The organism is Sphaerospermopsis aphanizomenoides BCCUSP55 (assembly GCF_001586785.1).
GTDB classification, from domain to species: domain Bacteria; phylum Cyanobacteriota; class Cyanobacteriia; order Cyanobacteriales; family Nostocaceae; genus Sphaerospermopsis_A; species Sphaerospermopsis_A aphanizomenoides_A.
The window spans coordinates 12,990-29,465 of sequence record NZ_LUFH02000037.1 but is presented as its reverse complement, the minus strand read 5'-3'; the positions used below and the strand labels follow the sequence as shown (position 1 = coordinate 29,465).

Sequence of the window (16,476 nt, the reverse complement as noted above, 5' to 3'; positions counted from 1 at the left end):
TGTTCCCTGTTCCCTGTCACCTGTCACCTGTCACCTATTTCTTAACTCCTAAATAACCTTGTATATTGGGTTTCATGCTGCATACTGGCTAACGATAATCCCCAACTACAACAAGTCAGGTCATCATCCTCCAAAGCGAGAATTTCCAACATGGTATCACTTAATAAAGCTTGTGATTCTAATAGTAATTCTTGTCCAGCAGTTTGACCGAGAGGAATAAGTTTGACTCCAGCAGTAATCAAATTATTGACCCAACTATGCAGATATGCTAATAATGCAGCTTGGTGGTTAATTTGCCAGTGAGAAGAAGCAATACCAAAAGCGATCGCATAATTGCAAGGATAACCCACCGCAGCAGCCAAGGGAACAGTTGACGGTGCGAGTTTAGTTAACAATTGTAAGAGCGATCGGCCCATTTGCCAACTAGAAGCCCGTAACTCCTCCGTATCTCTCACCGCAGACAACCACAAATTCCAGCGTTTTATACCTTCCCAATCTCCCAAATTAGCAGCTTGTAAACCTCTCATCATCACCGCTGCATCTAGGCGAATTGATCCATATTTCAACTCAGCTTCTAGCCAATCTTTTAAATTCTTACTATTAGAAATAGTGCCATTTTCCACCAACATTTCCAAACCTTCAGAATAGCTATAAGCCCCCACAGGTAAAGCCGGACTAGCCAATTGCAGAATAGATAAAAAATGAAAATTAGTGAGCGTGATGAGTTCCATAAGCTCCTAATTCCGGTTGAAAAGGTACAATTTCCTCCTTAACTTCCAAACCTAATTTTATCAACATTGCCTGTAAAATTGGATCAGGAGACAAACGTAAATAATTCACTGTAATTTCCACAGGAACATGACGATTTCCCAAATGATAAGCAGCCCTTAATAACAAAGGAGTATTTGCAACCACAGTTAAAACCGGTTCAGATTTAGCAACAACTTTCAGAAAATTACTTTCATTTTCATCAGTCAAAATATCACCATCATGTAAAACCGTACCTCTAGGTAAACGCAAAAACACCTCATTACCATCAGCTAAAGTAAATCGGTGACGGCTGCGGGTGCGTTCTTCTGCACTTAGTTCCAGAGTAAAATGAACCGTGATATTAGCATCAGGTAGTTTACGTTGCGTCAGCGTCAGCATATTTGAGAAATTTATAACAGGGAATAGAGAACCTCTTTCCTTCGTGTTCTTCGTGTCTTCGTGGTTCATTTACCTGAAAATAGCTGTAATTACCAATTAATCCAACTCCCGTCGTCCTTCCAAAGCCCTAGCCAGAGTCACCTCATCAGCATACTCCAAATCACCACCCACAGGTAAACCAAAAGCAATCCGTGTAACTTTTGTAAAAGGTTTTAATAACTGACCTATATATAAAGTAGTGGTTTCCCCTTCCACACTAGGACTAATAGCCATAATTACTTCTTTTGGCTGTTGTTGACTGACTCTCCTTACCAAAGCTTGGACGGTCAACTGTTCGGGTCCAATACCATCCATAGGAGAAATTACCCCACCCAAAACATGATATTTACCTTTATACTCGCGGGTTTTTTCCAATGCAATCACATCACGAGAATCTGCAACTACACAGATAGTTGTATTATCTCGGTTGATATTGCGGCAGATATCACACACAGGTTCAGATGAGAGGTGATAGCAAACCTGACACAAGCCTACCTGTTTTTTAGCATCAATTAGAGCCTGTGCAAGAGCTTCAACTTCTGATTCTGGGCGCTTCAAAATATGCAACGCTAGACGCTGGGCGGATTTGGGACCAACTCCGGGGAGACGTTGCAGCTGTTCAATTAACCGGGCTAAAGGGCGTGCGTAAACCGTGGCTTTATCTCCAGTGAATTTTTACCTTTATTATGATGACATTTTTGGGGAGTTTTGGAGAATCTGTCAGAATCAGGATGTCCAGGATTAAAGGATTAGCAGGATGAAAAAAGCGATTTGATTAGTAAATAGGGTTTAGAGTTTTCATCCCCTTTCGGGGAAGCGGGTTTATAAAGAAAAATGAATGTATTAGCAGTTTAATATCAATCAATTTTCTTGATTGCTTGATGTTAGATGTATTACTCCCACTATTTATATTACTATAAAGTAGGAAAAATATAATTACCTTTTGGTAATACTATGCAAGCTGAAAAACTTTCCATTTCCTTACCATCCTCTTTGGTGCAGTTTATTGAAGATTATAAATTGACTAAAGGCTGTAAATCTCGTTCTCAAGTAATTGAGTTAGCCATAGAATTACTGCGTTATCAGGAGTTAGAACAAGCTTACCGGGAAGCAGCAGCGGAATTTAACCCAGAATGGGATTTAACTGTAGGTGATGGGCTGACAGATGAAACGTGGTGAAATATACTTTGCAAATCTCAGTCCCGCAGTGGGGTCAGAAATGAATAAACGCCGTCCTGTACTCATTGTTAGTAATGATGCTAATAATAATGCCTCTACTACGGTGACGATTTTACCAATTACATCTAATATGAGTCGTGTTTATCCTTTTGAAGTTTTATTAAATCCAGAAGATTCGGGTTTGTCTAAAACTTCTAAGGTACAAGCGCAACAAATACGGACAATTTCTAAACAGCGCATTTTAGGAGATGTGGTAGGGTGTTTAAGTCAAGAGTTGATCCATTTGGTCAATGATGCTATCAAGCTACATTTAGGTTTGGACTAGCAGATATTAAAACTATTCCATAGTGTCAAACTTCTAGAGTTCCCTTAAAAGATGAAGACTCAAGTCTCGAAGTTAATTGGTGCGAAGTTGAAATCAATTCTTCATGTCTGAATTTTTCAAGATTTTTAAAACCCTATCTATCTCCAGCATCGGATGATAACTATCTACCAAAAAATGATAATTTGATACAAGTTTTACACTTAAATTAAGAGAATTTCATTTTATTTTTTTCAAAATGAGAATTGCTGGTAATTAGGGTATTGGGTTTCCATCCCCTTTCGGGGAAGTTGGTTTGTAAAGAAAACGCCCTTACGATGCGTGCTTGCATGGCTTGAAGTTTCCATCCCCTTTCGGGGAAGTTGGTTTGTAAAGGTGTAGTAGGCGTAAAAACCTACGGTGGTCAGTTTGGGTTTCCATCCCCTTTCGGGGAAGTGGGTTTGTAAAGCTGGCGATCAAAACACCTATATTGCACCGATTACGTTTCCATCCCCTTTCGGGGGAGCGGGTTTGTAAAGAGTTTTTATAGAAACCACCCAGGCAGATTACGTCTGCCGTTTCCATCCCCTTTCGGGGGAGCGGGTTTGTAAAGGTGGTTTATTAAATGTCTCTGAGAACGGTTTTAGGCGTTTCCATCCCCTTTCGGGGGAGCGGGTTTGTAAAGTTCCTTTTCCTGCGGGGATGTAAGGACAACCCCAACAGAAGAAGTTTCCATCCCCTTTCGGGGGAGCGGGTTTGTAAAGGATTCAGGTTTTCCTGCGATGCAGTTAGTGATGACGGTTTCCATCCCCTTTCGGGGGAGCGGGTTTGTAAAGAGTTCACTTCTGGAAACCTTACAGAGCAAGGGTTTCAGATACCCTAATCGACACACCTCTGGAAAATGGAAAAAAAATTTCTAGAAATGGTCAAAATCGCAGCCTGAAAGCCTTATGGTGCAAGCAATCGACACACCTTAACGAAGTTATGCGGTTTTCAAGGTTCGGGCGAGGTGTGTCGATAAATTTGAACACACCACATTAAAATAGATGATTTTACTGAAATTGTCAAGCCGATAATGTAACTAAACCTAACATCGTTTCCGCCACTGCCGATACAATCCATTTAAACCTAACACTGCTAAACCGATTACTGGCGAAGATTGAAAAGGTACTGCTACTGGTTGGACGTTGAAATTTTGAACAGTAAATATTCCTAGACCACCTAAATTATCTACGGTTGCAACTCGAAAACCAAAGGTGTCACCAGGGTTGAGTAAAAAGGTGACAGGTGCAGTGCTGGAGTCTCCATCTGTTGCAGCTAATTGGTAAAATATGTTATTGAGCAAATAACCTGCTGTATCGTTACCAGGAATATCTAGGGAAAAGTAACTCCAGTCAAAACTCACAGAACCTGCTCTAGAAGGAGTTATATTAATAGTCCAGTCAGTTGTACCTGGAGATTCGCCACCATCATCTCCACCAATTAAATCAATTGAACCACTAGCTGCATTAGTTGTATCAACACTACCATCAGCGTTGGTGTTTGTCAGTGTCCAGTTACTAGGGTCATAATCACCAGTGAAACCAGTTAAAGCCAAAGTTTTGGCAGGGAGACTGGCAATAATGGTAAGAGTAGCAGAAGTTGCTAAACTCCAATGGAGAATTCGACGATTGAGAAAATGAGTTTTAGTTAGCATTTGCTGTTGAGAGTTGATTTGATTAAGTGTGCAAAAAAGTTACAAAAGACAAGGAGAGAATAAACTATTGCCTATTCCCTCTTTCCTGCTTCTGTGTCCTATTCTTAAATTGCAAAATAGTCAAAATAGTTACTTGCTGTTAATGCTCCTGTCGGTAGAGTTCCCACTAAACCAGTCACCTCGATAAACAAGTCATTGCTGGCATTAAAGCCTTGTGTATTATTGTTAACTGATAGATACGTGCGTCGGGTTGCAGCACTACTACCAAAGCTAAAAAATACAGCTTGATTAGTTCCTAAAACCTGTGAACCTGCTACTGTGGGATCAGCATCACTGTAAGCAGCGACAACAGCATTACTTAAATTGCTGGAGTTGATGATGCCAGCATTGAAGACAGCAGTGGGAAGATTATTGAGAATGATCCGGTCTCCAGCACCAGGATTAAAATCACGAATCCGGTCAGGGTTTGCGAATAGAGATTCATTAAAGTTGTTATGGATGAAACTATCAGCACCCGAACCCCCAGTCAAAATATCTGCTCCTAACCCACCGTTGATAAAGTCATCACCAGCACCACCATTGAGGGTATCATTACCATCCAACCCAAAAATATTGTCGTCACCATCTCCACCCGTGAGAGTATCTTTACCAGATGTTCCTGTGAGAGTGACAGATGTAAATGCATCATTATCAAGAATAGTAACAACACCTTGACTATTAGCCAGGGTAGCTCCACTAACATTGCTAAGATTCAGATAGAAGCTTTCATCTGATTCTAGTTGAGAATCGCCCACAATAGGAACACTAACAGTTAGTAAGGTACTTCCCGGTGCAAAAATTAAAGTTCCACTGGTGGGAGTGTAATCATTATCAGCAACTGTTGCAGTTCCGTCTGCTGTGGCATAGTTAACAGTGACAGTTTGACCAGAAGCTGTAGACAAATTCACATTAAAGGTAGCAAAGCGAGTACCACTATTTCCTTCTGCCACACTAATGTTATTGATACTCAAACTAGGTGCTGCATCGTCATTAATAATTGTGCCAGTTCCAGAACCAGTATTGATGGTAGCATTGCTGGGGTTACTCAGTTGTAGTTGGAAAGTTTCGTTACCTTCGTGGTATAAATCTGCAATTACAGCCACATTAACAACTTTAGTGGTTTCTTCCCCAGCAAAGGTGAGTGTACCACCAGCAGCAGTGTAATCATAACCAGAGTAGGCAGTACCATTGACTGTGGCATAGTTAACAGTAACTGGAAGATTACTAGCTTTGTCTAAACTGACGGTAAATGTTAAAGAAGTTGTACCGCTATTACCTTCAGTCACACTTGGATTATTGATACTGATGATAGGAAGTGCAGATAAAAGATTCAGTCCTATAATTACCGGATCATGATCAGAAGCACGATATTGGTCAGCATTGTATAAGCTGGTTTGTTGTCCTACTGATTTAAAGTTGGTGTTGTAGTCTAAAACCGTAGGTTCGTCACTGTTGATATGCCATTTTTCCGCCCCTGTCACCTGTGCTGCTAAACTGCTATTAGCTAAAGCATGATCTAAAGAACCCCATTGTCCATCAAATACGTAAGAGTAAGATGTATTTGGTAGTAGGTTGTTATATCCAGCAGTTGCTAAAGTTGTCAGGGGATTTTCTTGGGCGTAGGCATTCAAATCACCGATGATTAAATAATCTGAGTCAGTTGTACCTGTAGGATTGGTTGCTAACCATGCAGCTAAATCTTGTGCTTGACGAGTGCGTGTCCCATTAGAGAAACCTTGACCATCTCCAATGTCGTTATCACCAACACCACCAGAACTTGAACCTTTAGATTTGAAGTGATTAACAACGACAGTAAATTGTTCACCATTAGAATTTTGCTGGAATGTCTGCGCTAAAGGTTTACGGCCAACTACATCAAATGCACCTGTACCATAACCATCAGCCATTGTTGCTGCTGCACCTACAAAAGTTACTTGGCCTGGTTTGTAGATTAATGCAACTGTAATTTGATCTGTTCCCAAACTAGTACCAGGATTAATGAAAGCATAAGTACCAGCACCGGCGATCGCATTGAGTCCATTGACTAAATCTTGAATCGCACTAGTAGAACCATAACCATCATTTTCCATTTCCATTAATCCCATTACATCTGCACCGGAATTAATGATTGCTTGGATAATTTTGTCCCGTTGACGGTTAAACTCCGTCAGATTTTCTGCACCTCTGGGAGTGGGGAAACCTCCACCAGCACCATTACCATTAAAGTAATTAAGAACATTGAAACTAGCAACCTTTAAAGTTCCACCCACATTTGGGGATGTATGAGGACGGGAATTAGTACCTGTAAAGTTAACTCCTGTGGATGTTTGAATGCGATAACCTTCAAAACGCTGGTCTAAAATTCCCGTAATGCTATCTACAGTATCACCACCGCGCAGAGTATTAGATGCACTCAAAGGTTGACCGTTACGACCAAAAAGAATTGGATCAGGGTTTTGTGTGCTGCTACCATCATCAAGAATAATTTCCCGTTTAGCAATCTCAGCTAAATAGGCAGCATATCCACTGACACTAGGAGCATTAAATTGTGTATATTGTTCCAGCCTGCCATCTGTACCTGATTGGTTACTAGCACCTGTAGCTGAAAGTAAAACCTGGCCAAAACGACCTAATTGGAAATGTTCAGTAACTGTCAAACTCCCAGTTCCCGCACTGAGATTAACTAACATTCCTTCATAGCTTTCTAAGTCAGTGACACTAGTAACAGGAAGCTGAATATTTGTGACTGTGGGTAGAACATTAGCACCTAAATCAACAACACTGGTAATACTAGAAAGTTGGGTTAAACTGCTGGTGACACCGCTACTGGTGCTAGTGTATTCTCCTACAGTACCTGTGACTCGGACTTTATCACCCACATTACCTGTAAATAATCCCGTTGGGTCGTAAACAAAGATAGCTTCTGAGGTCGTAGAATCACCATCAGCATCAGCATCTTCTTCTTGAACATAAAAACCGTTCAGTTGAGAAGCACCAAGAAATGCACGAGTAACAATACCTTCAATTGTTTGTGTCCCACTAAAAGCAGTGTTAAAAGTTGCACCATTACCTTGAATATCATGGATTTTGGCAATAGCAAAATCATTGTCAGTCACTGTTATATTAGCTGTAGCACCAACAAAGTTATTGGCATTGGCGGCAATAACAACGTTTTGAGAACCATCAACTACAGCATCATCTACAGCATTAACGTTAAAAGTAGCACTGGTTTGTCCTGCGGCAATAATTACAGTAGTGGGGACAGTTACTTCTGATGTATCATTGCTACTCAAATTAACAGTCAAAGCGTTAGTTGTGTCACCTGTGCGAGTAACCGTAGCTGTAGCGGCATTAACACCTGCATTTTCTGAGAATGTATTTGGTGAAATACTTAAATTAAGAGTATTTGTTCCTCCACTTCTTAAATCGCTCAAATTTTGACTGGGATTAGCATCTCCTGGTGTGGGAAAATTAGTAGTATTGGCGGGAAAATCATACCTAATCCAGTTACTAGCAGAATCATTACCAGAGGCAGTATTACCTGTATAGTAAGCATTATCAGCCAGACTGGGGAGGTTAAGGTCAACTAATCCAGTAGGTGCATCACCACCATCAGATTCAAAAGAAATAAAGTCTAGGTAAATATTGTCAGTTCCACTACTGTTACCATCTCCTCCCGGTAAATAGAGGTAAAGAGCTTCACCACCAGTAGATAAACCTGTATTAATGCTACCACCCAGTCCATCTACACTAGTAGTTACACCTGTTCCTGGTGCAAGTACCATTTTCCAGTCATTAGCGGCAGGATTGACAAGAGTATCTGTGGAAATTCCGGTTGTTGCTGTCCAAACTGCAATCACTGTACCTTTGGGAACATTACTCAAAAATGAATCATTACCAAAGACAAAAACTGATTCATTATTATTGAGAACCCCACCAACAAGTTCATTATCACTAACTCGTAATCCCCGCAAGTCAGCATTATCTTTGAGAACTAGTAATTCAAAGAAATCATTGCCATTAGCATCATTATCGGAGACGTATTCATTAAAGATAATGTCTCCTGGTGCAAGGTTGGCAGGAGGTGAGGTGCTATCGTTGTCAGCAATGGTAACTGTGGCAGTGGTATTTGTCCCCAAGGTGTAGCTAGGATTGTTATTCAGAGTGAGAGTTACTGTTTCATTACCTTCTACATCTAGATCATCAATAGGTGTGATGGTAATATCCACAAAGGAGCTATTTGCCGCAATTGTGGCAGTACCCGTGAGATTTGGGTTGTAGTCTGTACCATCATTGGCAGCTTGACCTACACCTGTAGCAATGGTGTAATTAACAGTCAGGGCTGAGGAGGTATCGCCTGTACGGGTAATTCTCAAAGTTCCTGGATTAGCATTGGCTTCTGCTGCGTCTGCATCTGTGGCAGCAATTGTGACTGTGGGGGAAGATAAGACTTCTGCACCTATTGTCACTATATCACTACGGAATTTTTTGAAGTTGTTTTGAGTGAGTTCTTTGGCAATTGTGCCGTCGTTGTACCAAACTTTATCACCATTATCTACAAGTATCTGGATTTGACTAGTGTCGGTGAGAGAGTTGGGTACTTCAACAATTGATTCAAAGCTACCTCCAGCATTCAAAGCTGTTAAATCTGCTGCTCGAAGTACGGGTGCATCAATGGGATTGCCTGTCCAAGTGTATAATCTGAAGTCATTGGGGGCTGCTCCGGCATCTCCGGCGGGGCCAGCAATGATAATGTATTGGTTGGCGGTATTTTTTCTAATTTCCCGAATGCCACGACCACCTAAATCTAACTCAATGGGAGCGCCAAAAGTTGCGAATCCTTGTGTACCACCAGTAGAGGATAGTAAACTGGTAAAGTTAGTAACAGGAACAATCAGGGCTTTTGTTCTGTTAGTGGTGGGTTCTTGAGGAGCGCGGAAGGCAACATAAGCAGTGGTATGATCAGGAGCCATTTCTAGCCCTTCAATGTTATAACCGTCACCTTGTTTAGAACCTACACCAGATGCTGCACTAGCAGCTAGTCCGTAGTAATTTGTACCTTTACCGTGGAGGTTATTGACATCCCAAGCAATGATATCTTCTTTGAGAAAATCGTATCTACCAGCGTAACTTAAAGTTGTATTCGCGCCTGTGCCGGAAATATCGGTGGCAAAAATGCGATCGCGGTTAGGACGAGAACTACCTGAATCACTATTACTTTCTGAACCCATCCAGAAAATTCGATTTCCTACACGGGTAGAAGCTTCAATGTCTACCTCTCTGGGTACACCACCAGATAAATCTGTCAGTCCTAAAGAAGATGTAAAGTCAAAACCTGCAACGGCTAAACCAGAATTATTGCGATTGTAAAGTCGCAAAACTTGATTTTCATCGTCTCCCACCAGCATATACTGGGAGTCTACAGCAATGGCGGTGGAAGCATCGGCAGTTCCTGTTAGAAAGCGGCTGTTAGTTGTTCCTGCTTCCGAAGCAGCATACTTAATTATATAGGAATTAGTGAGTGTACCATCACTCACGGTAACTGTAATATCTGCAAAACCTACACCTACTGGAGTAATTTTGAGATTTCTATCACCTCCACTTCCCGAAATGACCAAATTACTATCAGCTACAACGCTTTGATTACTACTGACTGCTGTTATGGTGAGGGAATTAGGTGTTTCTGCATCATTAATATCAAACTCAATCCCAATTGTACTAGCTGGATCTGTGGGATCATTAATTACACCACTAATATAAGTTGCAGGATTTGTACTGGGACTACTGGCAGAAACATTCAGGAAAAGTGTGGTTATTTCCGGATCATCAACTGTATTAATAATATCAGCCTGAATTGTGGGGGCTGTGTTGGTAACACTACTAGAAACGCTAATACTACCAGTTGGTAAACTAGTTCCATTATTATTAAAAGTCCAATTAGCTGCATTATTAATTGCTGCTTGCCAATCAGCTTTTGTGCCACCGCTGAGGGTGTTAAGATTGAATGCTGCGTAAGTTGCTAAATTGTTAAATAAGACTGCCGTATTACTACTTTGGGATAAGCCAGGAATTACATTACCTTCAGATGAACTAGTAGCATTTTCAAATGTTCCTGTATTATCAATTTGATATATACCTGTAAATCCCGAATTCATCGGGTTTGATGTATTTGTAGATTGAAATGCTGCTATTTGTTCACCCGATTGACCCAAAGATAAATCATTATAACTGCCTGATGTAGTAGTTCCAATTTGTCCTGTTTTTGTCCAAGTAAAATTAGCAGATGTGTCAATACTACGAATAACTGTTCCCGCCGCAATATCACTATTAGCTGTAAATTTTATTAAATTTTCATTGCCATCACCATCGGTTGCAGATGAACCTCTAAAACCTGTACCAGTCCAACCATTATCAGTGAAATAAATTATAGTACCTGCGCTGATTGGCACTAAATTCACAAATGAGAAGGAATCAGGGCTACCATTAGTCGTGTAACCAATAATCGCAATATCACCGGGAGTTAAAGTTGTAGCTGCCATAAATCACCTATTTATCCTTGATTGACTGTGTTGTTTTATTTTCAATTTGTCTTCCTAATTAGCAAAACCTAAAAAATAGGTACTGCCATTTTCGGGAAATTTATCAATGCAGAAAAAGATGGACTAAAAAATGTGCTTTGTAGTCTATAAAAGCATTCTTTAAATAGGCATTTATAGATTTTAAATATGGACTCTTAATGCTTGATGAAATTACTTAATACCAATTCGTGATTAGAAACTAGTATTAAAATTTTCCAAAAGCGACTGGATATAAATCAGCTAACTTATCAAATAAGTAGCTGTAAATACTGTTGAATACTATTGACTTTTACTGTATCATTTGGAATTTTATATCAATAAAATTATAACTAGACTATTGATTAGTTAATTTAAGATTAAGTATTAAGTACCTAAGCAAAATTAATTGTACATATTGATTGAAAACAAAAATGTCTGTATTCCTTACCTATTCCCTATTCCCTCTTCCCTATTCCCTCTCCTAACTATAAAATTTATTTTGCACGACTACTTAATACCAATTCTGTATAAAGATGCGCCAAATTTAGAAAGAAACGAACCACAGAGGCACAGAGAACACAGAGGAAGAAAATAGAAAACCAAAAATTCGGCGCAGCCTCATCAGGAAATGGTATAACCCTATAGGTTTGGTTAAGAATTTTTGTAGGTTGGGTTAAGCTGTAGCACCACCCAACAAATGCTTATAATCTAATCACAACCTAAACCATCATCATCTCCGGCTGTTTTTGCGACAAACCACCAAAAAAGTCATAATAATCCAACGCTTCCAAAATACCCCAAGCATAATGACCTTGAGCAAAATAAATCTGTGGATAACCCCGCAGTTTTTCAATTTCTTGGCTGTAATTGCCTACTACAACACCTAAAGTCTGACCACCAAGCATGGTTTCATCATTACCTGATGCCCCTGCCACTAAGAAACGTTGCACAGGTAAACCCCATTTCAAAGCTACATAACGAATTGCATCTCCTTTAGAAGCCCGAATAGGCAATAAATCCAGATACATATTGTGGCTGTAAATCCCTTTCACAGGCAGTTGATGACGACGCAAATGGCGGATAATTTCTCGGTAGTTAGGTGCTTTGGCTTCATCAACAAAATAGCTGATTTTAAACTGGCGTTGAGTTTCTGGTGGTTGCAATTCTACACCGGGTATATCTTTCATGGCTTGACGAATTGCTTGGGCTTGCCATTGATAACCGATGTGTTTTTGCCAACTTGTATCTGTGACTATCTGGGGTCCATAATAGATTTCACTACCTGCGGATGTAATTAATAAATCTGGCATGGGGAAGCGCCATTCTTCCAACATACTCAAGGTGCTTTCTAATGTGCGTCCTGTGGCAATTCCTACTCCGGTTGTATGTCCTTCTTGACGAATGCGCTGAATCAATTTTTCTAGGGCTGCTTTGTCACCCAAAAGGGTGTTATCAATTTCGCAAACGAGGAAACGGTCAGCGGTTGGTAAACGGTTTGTATCTGGTACATTCCATTCTGGATGTTCAGCAGCTGGAGATGCGGGGAGAGGACTGAGTAAAGATTGAATTCGTCGTTGGGGGAAAAGGCTGATTTTTTCTAGATATTTGTCAACGTGACTATTCCAGGAGAAATGTTTGCGGACGTTAACTAAGCCATTTTTAGACCAACGTTGCCATTTTTCAGTATCTTTTAAGGCTGTGCGGAGGGCATTTTGTATTTCTTGGATATTCAAGGGGTCAATCAATAAACCATTTTCGCAAGCTGCTAAAATATCTCTGGGTCCACCATCAGCAGTTGCAATAATCGGTACACCGCAAGCACTGGCTTCAATTAAAGTTAATCCAAATGGTTCTGTTAGGGCTGGATTAATAAACACTCCTTTGGTTTTAGCTGTGAGTCTAAATAAATCTGGCACATCGTCAGCATTATGGTGTTTAGGATAAGCCATCAGACCATAGAGGTCGTAGCGGTCTATTAGTTGCAATATCTCGATAAATACTTGACGGGGACCAGATTCCATGGTCATGATGTCATCTCGTTTTCCCAATATAATTACCAGGTTAGCGAGGTTACGCAATTCAGGATCTTCGCCATAGGCTTTGATTAAACTACTGACATTTTTCCGAATAGCTGGGCGAGAAATCGCCATAATTATCGGTTTTTGGGGTTCTTTGAGAAAGCGATCTAATTCTTTTTGAATGGGTGGGTTGTGCCAATTATCTGCGGCTGAGTAAAAGCGATCTAAGTCTACACCAGGGGGAATCACTACCATTCTTTCCGGTTGATAGCGATCGTATATACTATATTGCTGCTCAACTTCTTGATTCGTACTGGCTATAACTAAGGCTGCACCACCCAGTGTAATTTCTTCGGCTTCAATTCTGGTACTGATATGAAAATGTTCTTCAATTGCTTCTTGTTTGGTTCCCTGTTCCAGTAATTTTTGTTGCTTGACTCGTCCCAGGGAATGACCAGTATGGACAAGGGGTGTTCCTAACCACCCAGCCACCCGACTACCAACATATCCTGCATCTGCATAGTGTGTATGAATGACATTTGGTATTCTTCCCACTTTGCGGATATGTCGCAGTAATTCATCTGCAAAGGTGTCTAAATGTGGCCAGAGAACTTCTTTGCGGAGGTAGCGTTTTGGACCGCAAGCAAGACGAATAATTTGGGCTTTGTCTGAAAGTATTTCTATTGGTTGGGCATAGTCAGGACTAACTTTGGAATCATTAACCAACCGGGTAACTAAATCAACTCTTTCTACTTGGGAATTTTTGGCTAATGTGTTGGCCAGTTCGACTACATATTTTGTTTGTCCACCGGTGTCTGCATCTCTTCCTAGTTCTAGATTATGACCTCTTATTAAACCGTGAACACTGACGAGTATAATGTACAGTCCTGGGCTGTGTGACATTTGTCTTCCTCCATGATTGACTGTATAGCAGGCTATGTCTAGTCTTTTGATACCAAATGGACTTTTTGTTACTAGTGATTTATCATACAGGGAAGTGGAATAATTGGCAAAATTGGCCAAGGTTATTTCTATCTTTTATTTGCTCGGCTAAAGAATAATTAAACCATTTTGCATCGCTGGTATTACATGATCTAAAGTCATATTTTTGATATTTGATAGTCGAATATACAGCGTATTGCAGGTATATGTAGTCAAAAAGTCGAGTCTTGAGAATATACATTTAGAGGATTTTACTGCTGAAAGGAAGTTGCTTGATGATGTTGATGTTATTGATTAATTCCAACAAAAAAAAGCTTAAAAATCCTTTCATATTCAGCGTTATGATGCAGACATTCTGATCTGCCAGGAAACAAATAAATAACTACAATATAATTGATTTGGGTGCTTTTAGGGTTTTGAGAAAATGACACTAACAGAAAAACTAGAACAATTAAAAACCTTATTTACAGAAATGGGACAGGCTTTGATCGCCTACTCAGGGGGGGTTGATAGTACATTAGTAGCCAAAATTGCCTTAGATGTGTTGGGCGATCGCGCTTTGGCTGTAACTGCTGTTTCTCCTTCCCTATTACCAGAAGAATTAGCAGACGCTTCAGCGCAAGCCGTAACCATGGGGATAGCCCATAAAATTGTCCAGACTCACGAAATGGAAAATCCCAACTACACCTCAAACCCAGTGAACCGCTGCTATTTTTGCAAAAGTGAACTGCACGATACACTCAAGCCTTTAGCATTAGAGTTAGGATATCCTTATGTAGTCGATGGGGTCAACGCCGATGATTTGCATGATTATCGCCCCGGAATTCAAGCAGCAAAAGAAAGAGGTGCGCGATCGCCTTTAGCAGAAGTCGGCATCACCAAAGCTGAAGTCCGTCAACTTTCCCAACAATTCGGTTTACCTTGGTGGGACAAACCCGCCCAACCCTGTTTAAGTTCGCGCTTTCCCTACGGTGAAGAAATTACCATAGCCAAATTGCAACGAGTTGGTAGAGCAGAAATTTATTTAAGAAATTTAGGTTGGGATAACTTGCGAGTACGGTCAGAAGGAGACACGGCCAGAATTGAATTACCACCCGAAAAAATTCCAGATTTTGTCTTAAAAACAGATTTACCTACTCTGGTGAGTACATTCCAGAATTTAGGATTTATTTACGTCGCCTTAGATTTAGAAGGCTATCGCAGTGGCAAATTAAATCAAGTTTTACAGCAGATTACAGCTAAATGAAGTATCAAAATTAGTTACTTTCCTCTTGCCTCTTGCCTCTTGCCTTCTTCTTCACAGACTTTGAGCAATCTTGTACTCTATTTGTTGCAGGGCAAATCGCCATACATCATATCCTTGTGGTGACAAATGCAAACCATCAGTGGTTAAGTCTGAGCGCAGATTACCATCTAGGTCAGTAAACCAATTGTGGATATTTAGATAATAAGCGCCTTCTTGCTTGGCAATTACGGCAATTTTAGAATTGAGATAACGAATCCGGCGGTTAGAAATTTGAGCGCGGTTAACAGGCAAAATGGATTGCACCATAATCTGACTTTTTGGGTGAGTCTGGCGCAAACTGCTAATAATCCGGCGATGATTAACTAAAATCGTCTGGTCACTAGCACCATTGAGTAAATCATTAATGCCAATCATCAGATAAATTACTTCTGGTCTGGTGATTGAAAATGCACTTAGTCTTCTCAATACACCTTCTGACCTGTCTCCAGATATGCCTTGATTCAGCCACAGCTTACCAGAAGGGAGTTTTTCTTTAGGAAACCACATACTCAAAGAATCACCCACCAAGATACTCAAACGATTTGCACCTTGTCCTTGGGAAATTGCCCTGGCTTCCATCGCTAGTAAACTTTTCCAATCTTCATAACTAAGTTTCTGTTTTTTACTCGACTTCCAGAAAGACTGGATATCTTCATCATCCACACGGGTGTATATCTGACCAGTTTTCAAAGACGCTAATCTTAAATAATACAGTTGACTTCCAGTTACCAAATTTTGTTTAATTTTTTGAGAACTGAAGTTCAGTGACATTTTTTTAGGTCTGGGCGAAACATAGTGAGTTAACTCTGCTGATATCTTGTCAGCACTCAGGGTAACTTTATGGCTGGCTTTTAGCTGCGAACTGGTTGAGGTTAATACAGGCTGACCACTAAATTCTGGCTTAGAGATAAATTTTTCACGTACTCGTGGTTTTGACCTTCCTGCTTTGGAGACAGCTTGACTGCTAAATTCAGGTAAAGAAATGTCAACATTCGAGGGAACTTTTTTCTCCACTGGTAACTGTGAACTTGGTTTTAAATCTTCCAGGAAACCAGTATTTTCTGGTGGGGGACTCGACATCTTGGGAATAGCTGATGTTGGTACTGCTAATCCTGTCAACAAGCTTGCTGCCAACAGATAAGGTTCCTTCATCGTTGTTTGTTTCCTTGTAAGTATTCACTGCTTTTCCTTATGACAGCCGCATCTGGCTGAATTCAGGAAAATTTTACTTTCCAAGTGCTGTATCAATATCCCCCGTCAGAACGTTATTT

General features: G+C 40.4%; 10 protein-coding genes and 1 CRISPR repeat array. Of the genes, 3 read left to right on the top strand and 7 right to left on the bottom strand.

From position 1 onward, the window contains the following. Positions 1–41: 41 nt before the first annotated feature. The 3 genes from A0J48_RS11395 to recR all read right to left on the bottom strand — a co-directional run bounded on the left by A0J48_RS11395 (position 42) and on the right by recR (position 1,803). A complete protein-coding gene (locus A0J48_RS11395) occupies positions 42–731 on the bottom strand; it encodes an urease accessory protein UreF (protein ID WP_200323159.1) in 690 nt (229 codons plus the stop codon). Then, positions 709–1,149, bottom strand: coding sequence for an urease accessory protein UreE (gene ureE, locus A0J48_RS11390; protein ID WP_200323157.1), 441 nt, complete (start codon positions 1,147–1,149; stop codon positions 709–711). The genes A0J48_RS11395 and ureE overlap by 23 nt, the downstream gene beginning before the upstream one ends. 96 nt (positions 1,150–1,245) lie before the next feature. Next, entirely contained in the window at positions 1,246–1,803 is a 558-nt protein-coding gene (recR, locus tag A0J48_RS11385; protein WP_234300861.1) for a recombination mediator RecR, read from the bottom strand. A 339-nt stretch (positions 1,804–2,142) separates the two neighbouring features. Here recR and A0J48_RS11380 point away from each other — a divergent pair, with 339 nt between their 5' ends. Both A0J48_RS11380 and A0J48_RS11375 read left to right on the top strand, forming a co-directional pair. Further along, entirely contained in the window at positions 2,143–2,367 is a 225-nt protein-coding gene (locus A0J48_RS11380; RefSeq protein WP_200323155.1) for a ribbon-helix-helix domain-containing protein, read from the top strand. After that, on the top strand, positions 2,354–2,692 hold the full coding sequence (locus A0J48_RS11375; protein WP_200323153.1) for a type II toxin-antitoxin system PemK/MazF family toxin: 339 nt from the start codon (positions 2,354–2,356) through the stop codon (positions 2,690–2,692). The genes A0J48_RS11380 and A0J48_RS11375 overlap by 14 nt, the downstream gene beginning before the upstream one ends. A gap of 264 nt (positions 2,693–2,956) precedes the next feature. Next, a CRISPR array of direct repeats spans positions 2,957–3,504; the repeat unit is 36 nt; unit sequence GTTTCCATCCCCTTTCGGGGGAGCGGGTTTGTAAAG. Positions 3,505–3,755: 251 nt separating this feature from the next. Here A0J48_RS11375 and A0J48_RS11370 read toward each other — a convergent pair. From A0J48_RS11370 to A0J48_RS11360, 3 genes are all read right to left on the bottom strand, one after another. After that, positions 3,756–4,364, bottom strand: coding sequence for a hypothetical protein (locus tag A0J48_RS11370; protein ID WP_200323151.1), 609 nt, complete (start codon positions 4,362–4,364; stop codon positions 3,756–3,758). Between the two features lie 104 nt (positions 4,365–4,468). Continuing rightward, a complete protein-coding gene (locus tag A0J48_RS11365) occupies positions 4,469–10,942 on the bottom strand; it encodes an ExeM/NucH family extracellular endonuclease (protein WP_200323148.1) in 6,474 nt (2,157 codons plus the stop codon). 737 nt (positions 10,943–11,679) lie between these two features. After that, positions 11,680–13,881: an HAD-IIB family hydrolase gene (locus A0J48_RS11360; RefSeq protein ID WP_200323146.1), complete on the bottom strand. Its 2,202-nt coding sequence runs from the start codon at positions 13,879–13,881 to the stop codon at positions 11,680–11,682. Between the two features lie 463 nt (positions 13,882–14,344). Between A0J48_RS11360 and larE the strand changes: the two genes are divergently transcribed. Beyond that, on the top strand, positions 14,345–15,166 hold the full coding sequence (larE, locus tag A0J48_RS11355; protein WP_200323144.1) for an ATP-dependent sacrificial sulfur transferase LarE: 822 nt from the start codon (positions 14,345–14,347) through the stop codon (positions 15,164–15,166). 51 nt (positions 15,167–15,217) lie between these two features. Here larE and A0J48_RS11350 read toward each other — a convergent pair whose 3' ends face one another. Further along, positions 15,218–16,357, bottom strand: a complete 1,140-nt coding sequence (locus tag A0J48_RS11350; protein ID WP_200323142.1) for an SGNH/GDSL hydrolase family protein — start codon at positions 16,355–16,357, stop codon at positions 15,218–15,220. Positions 16,358–16,476: the final 119 nt, after the last annotated feature.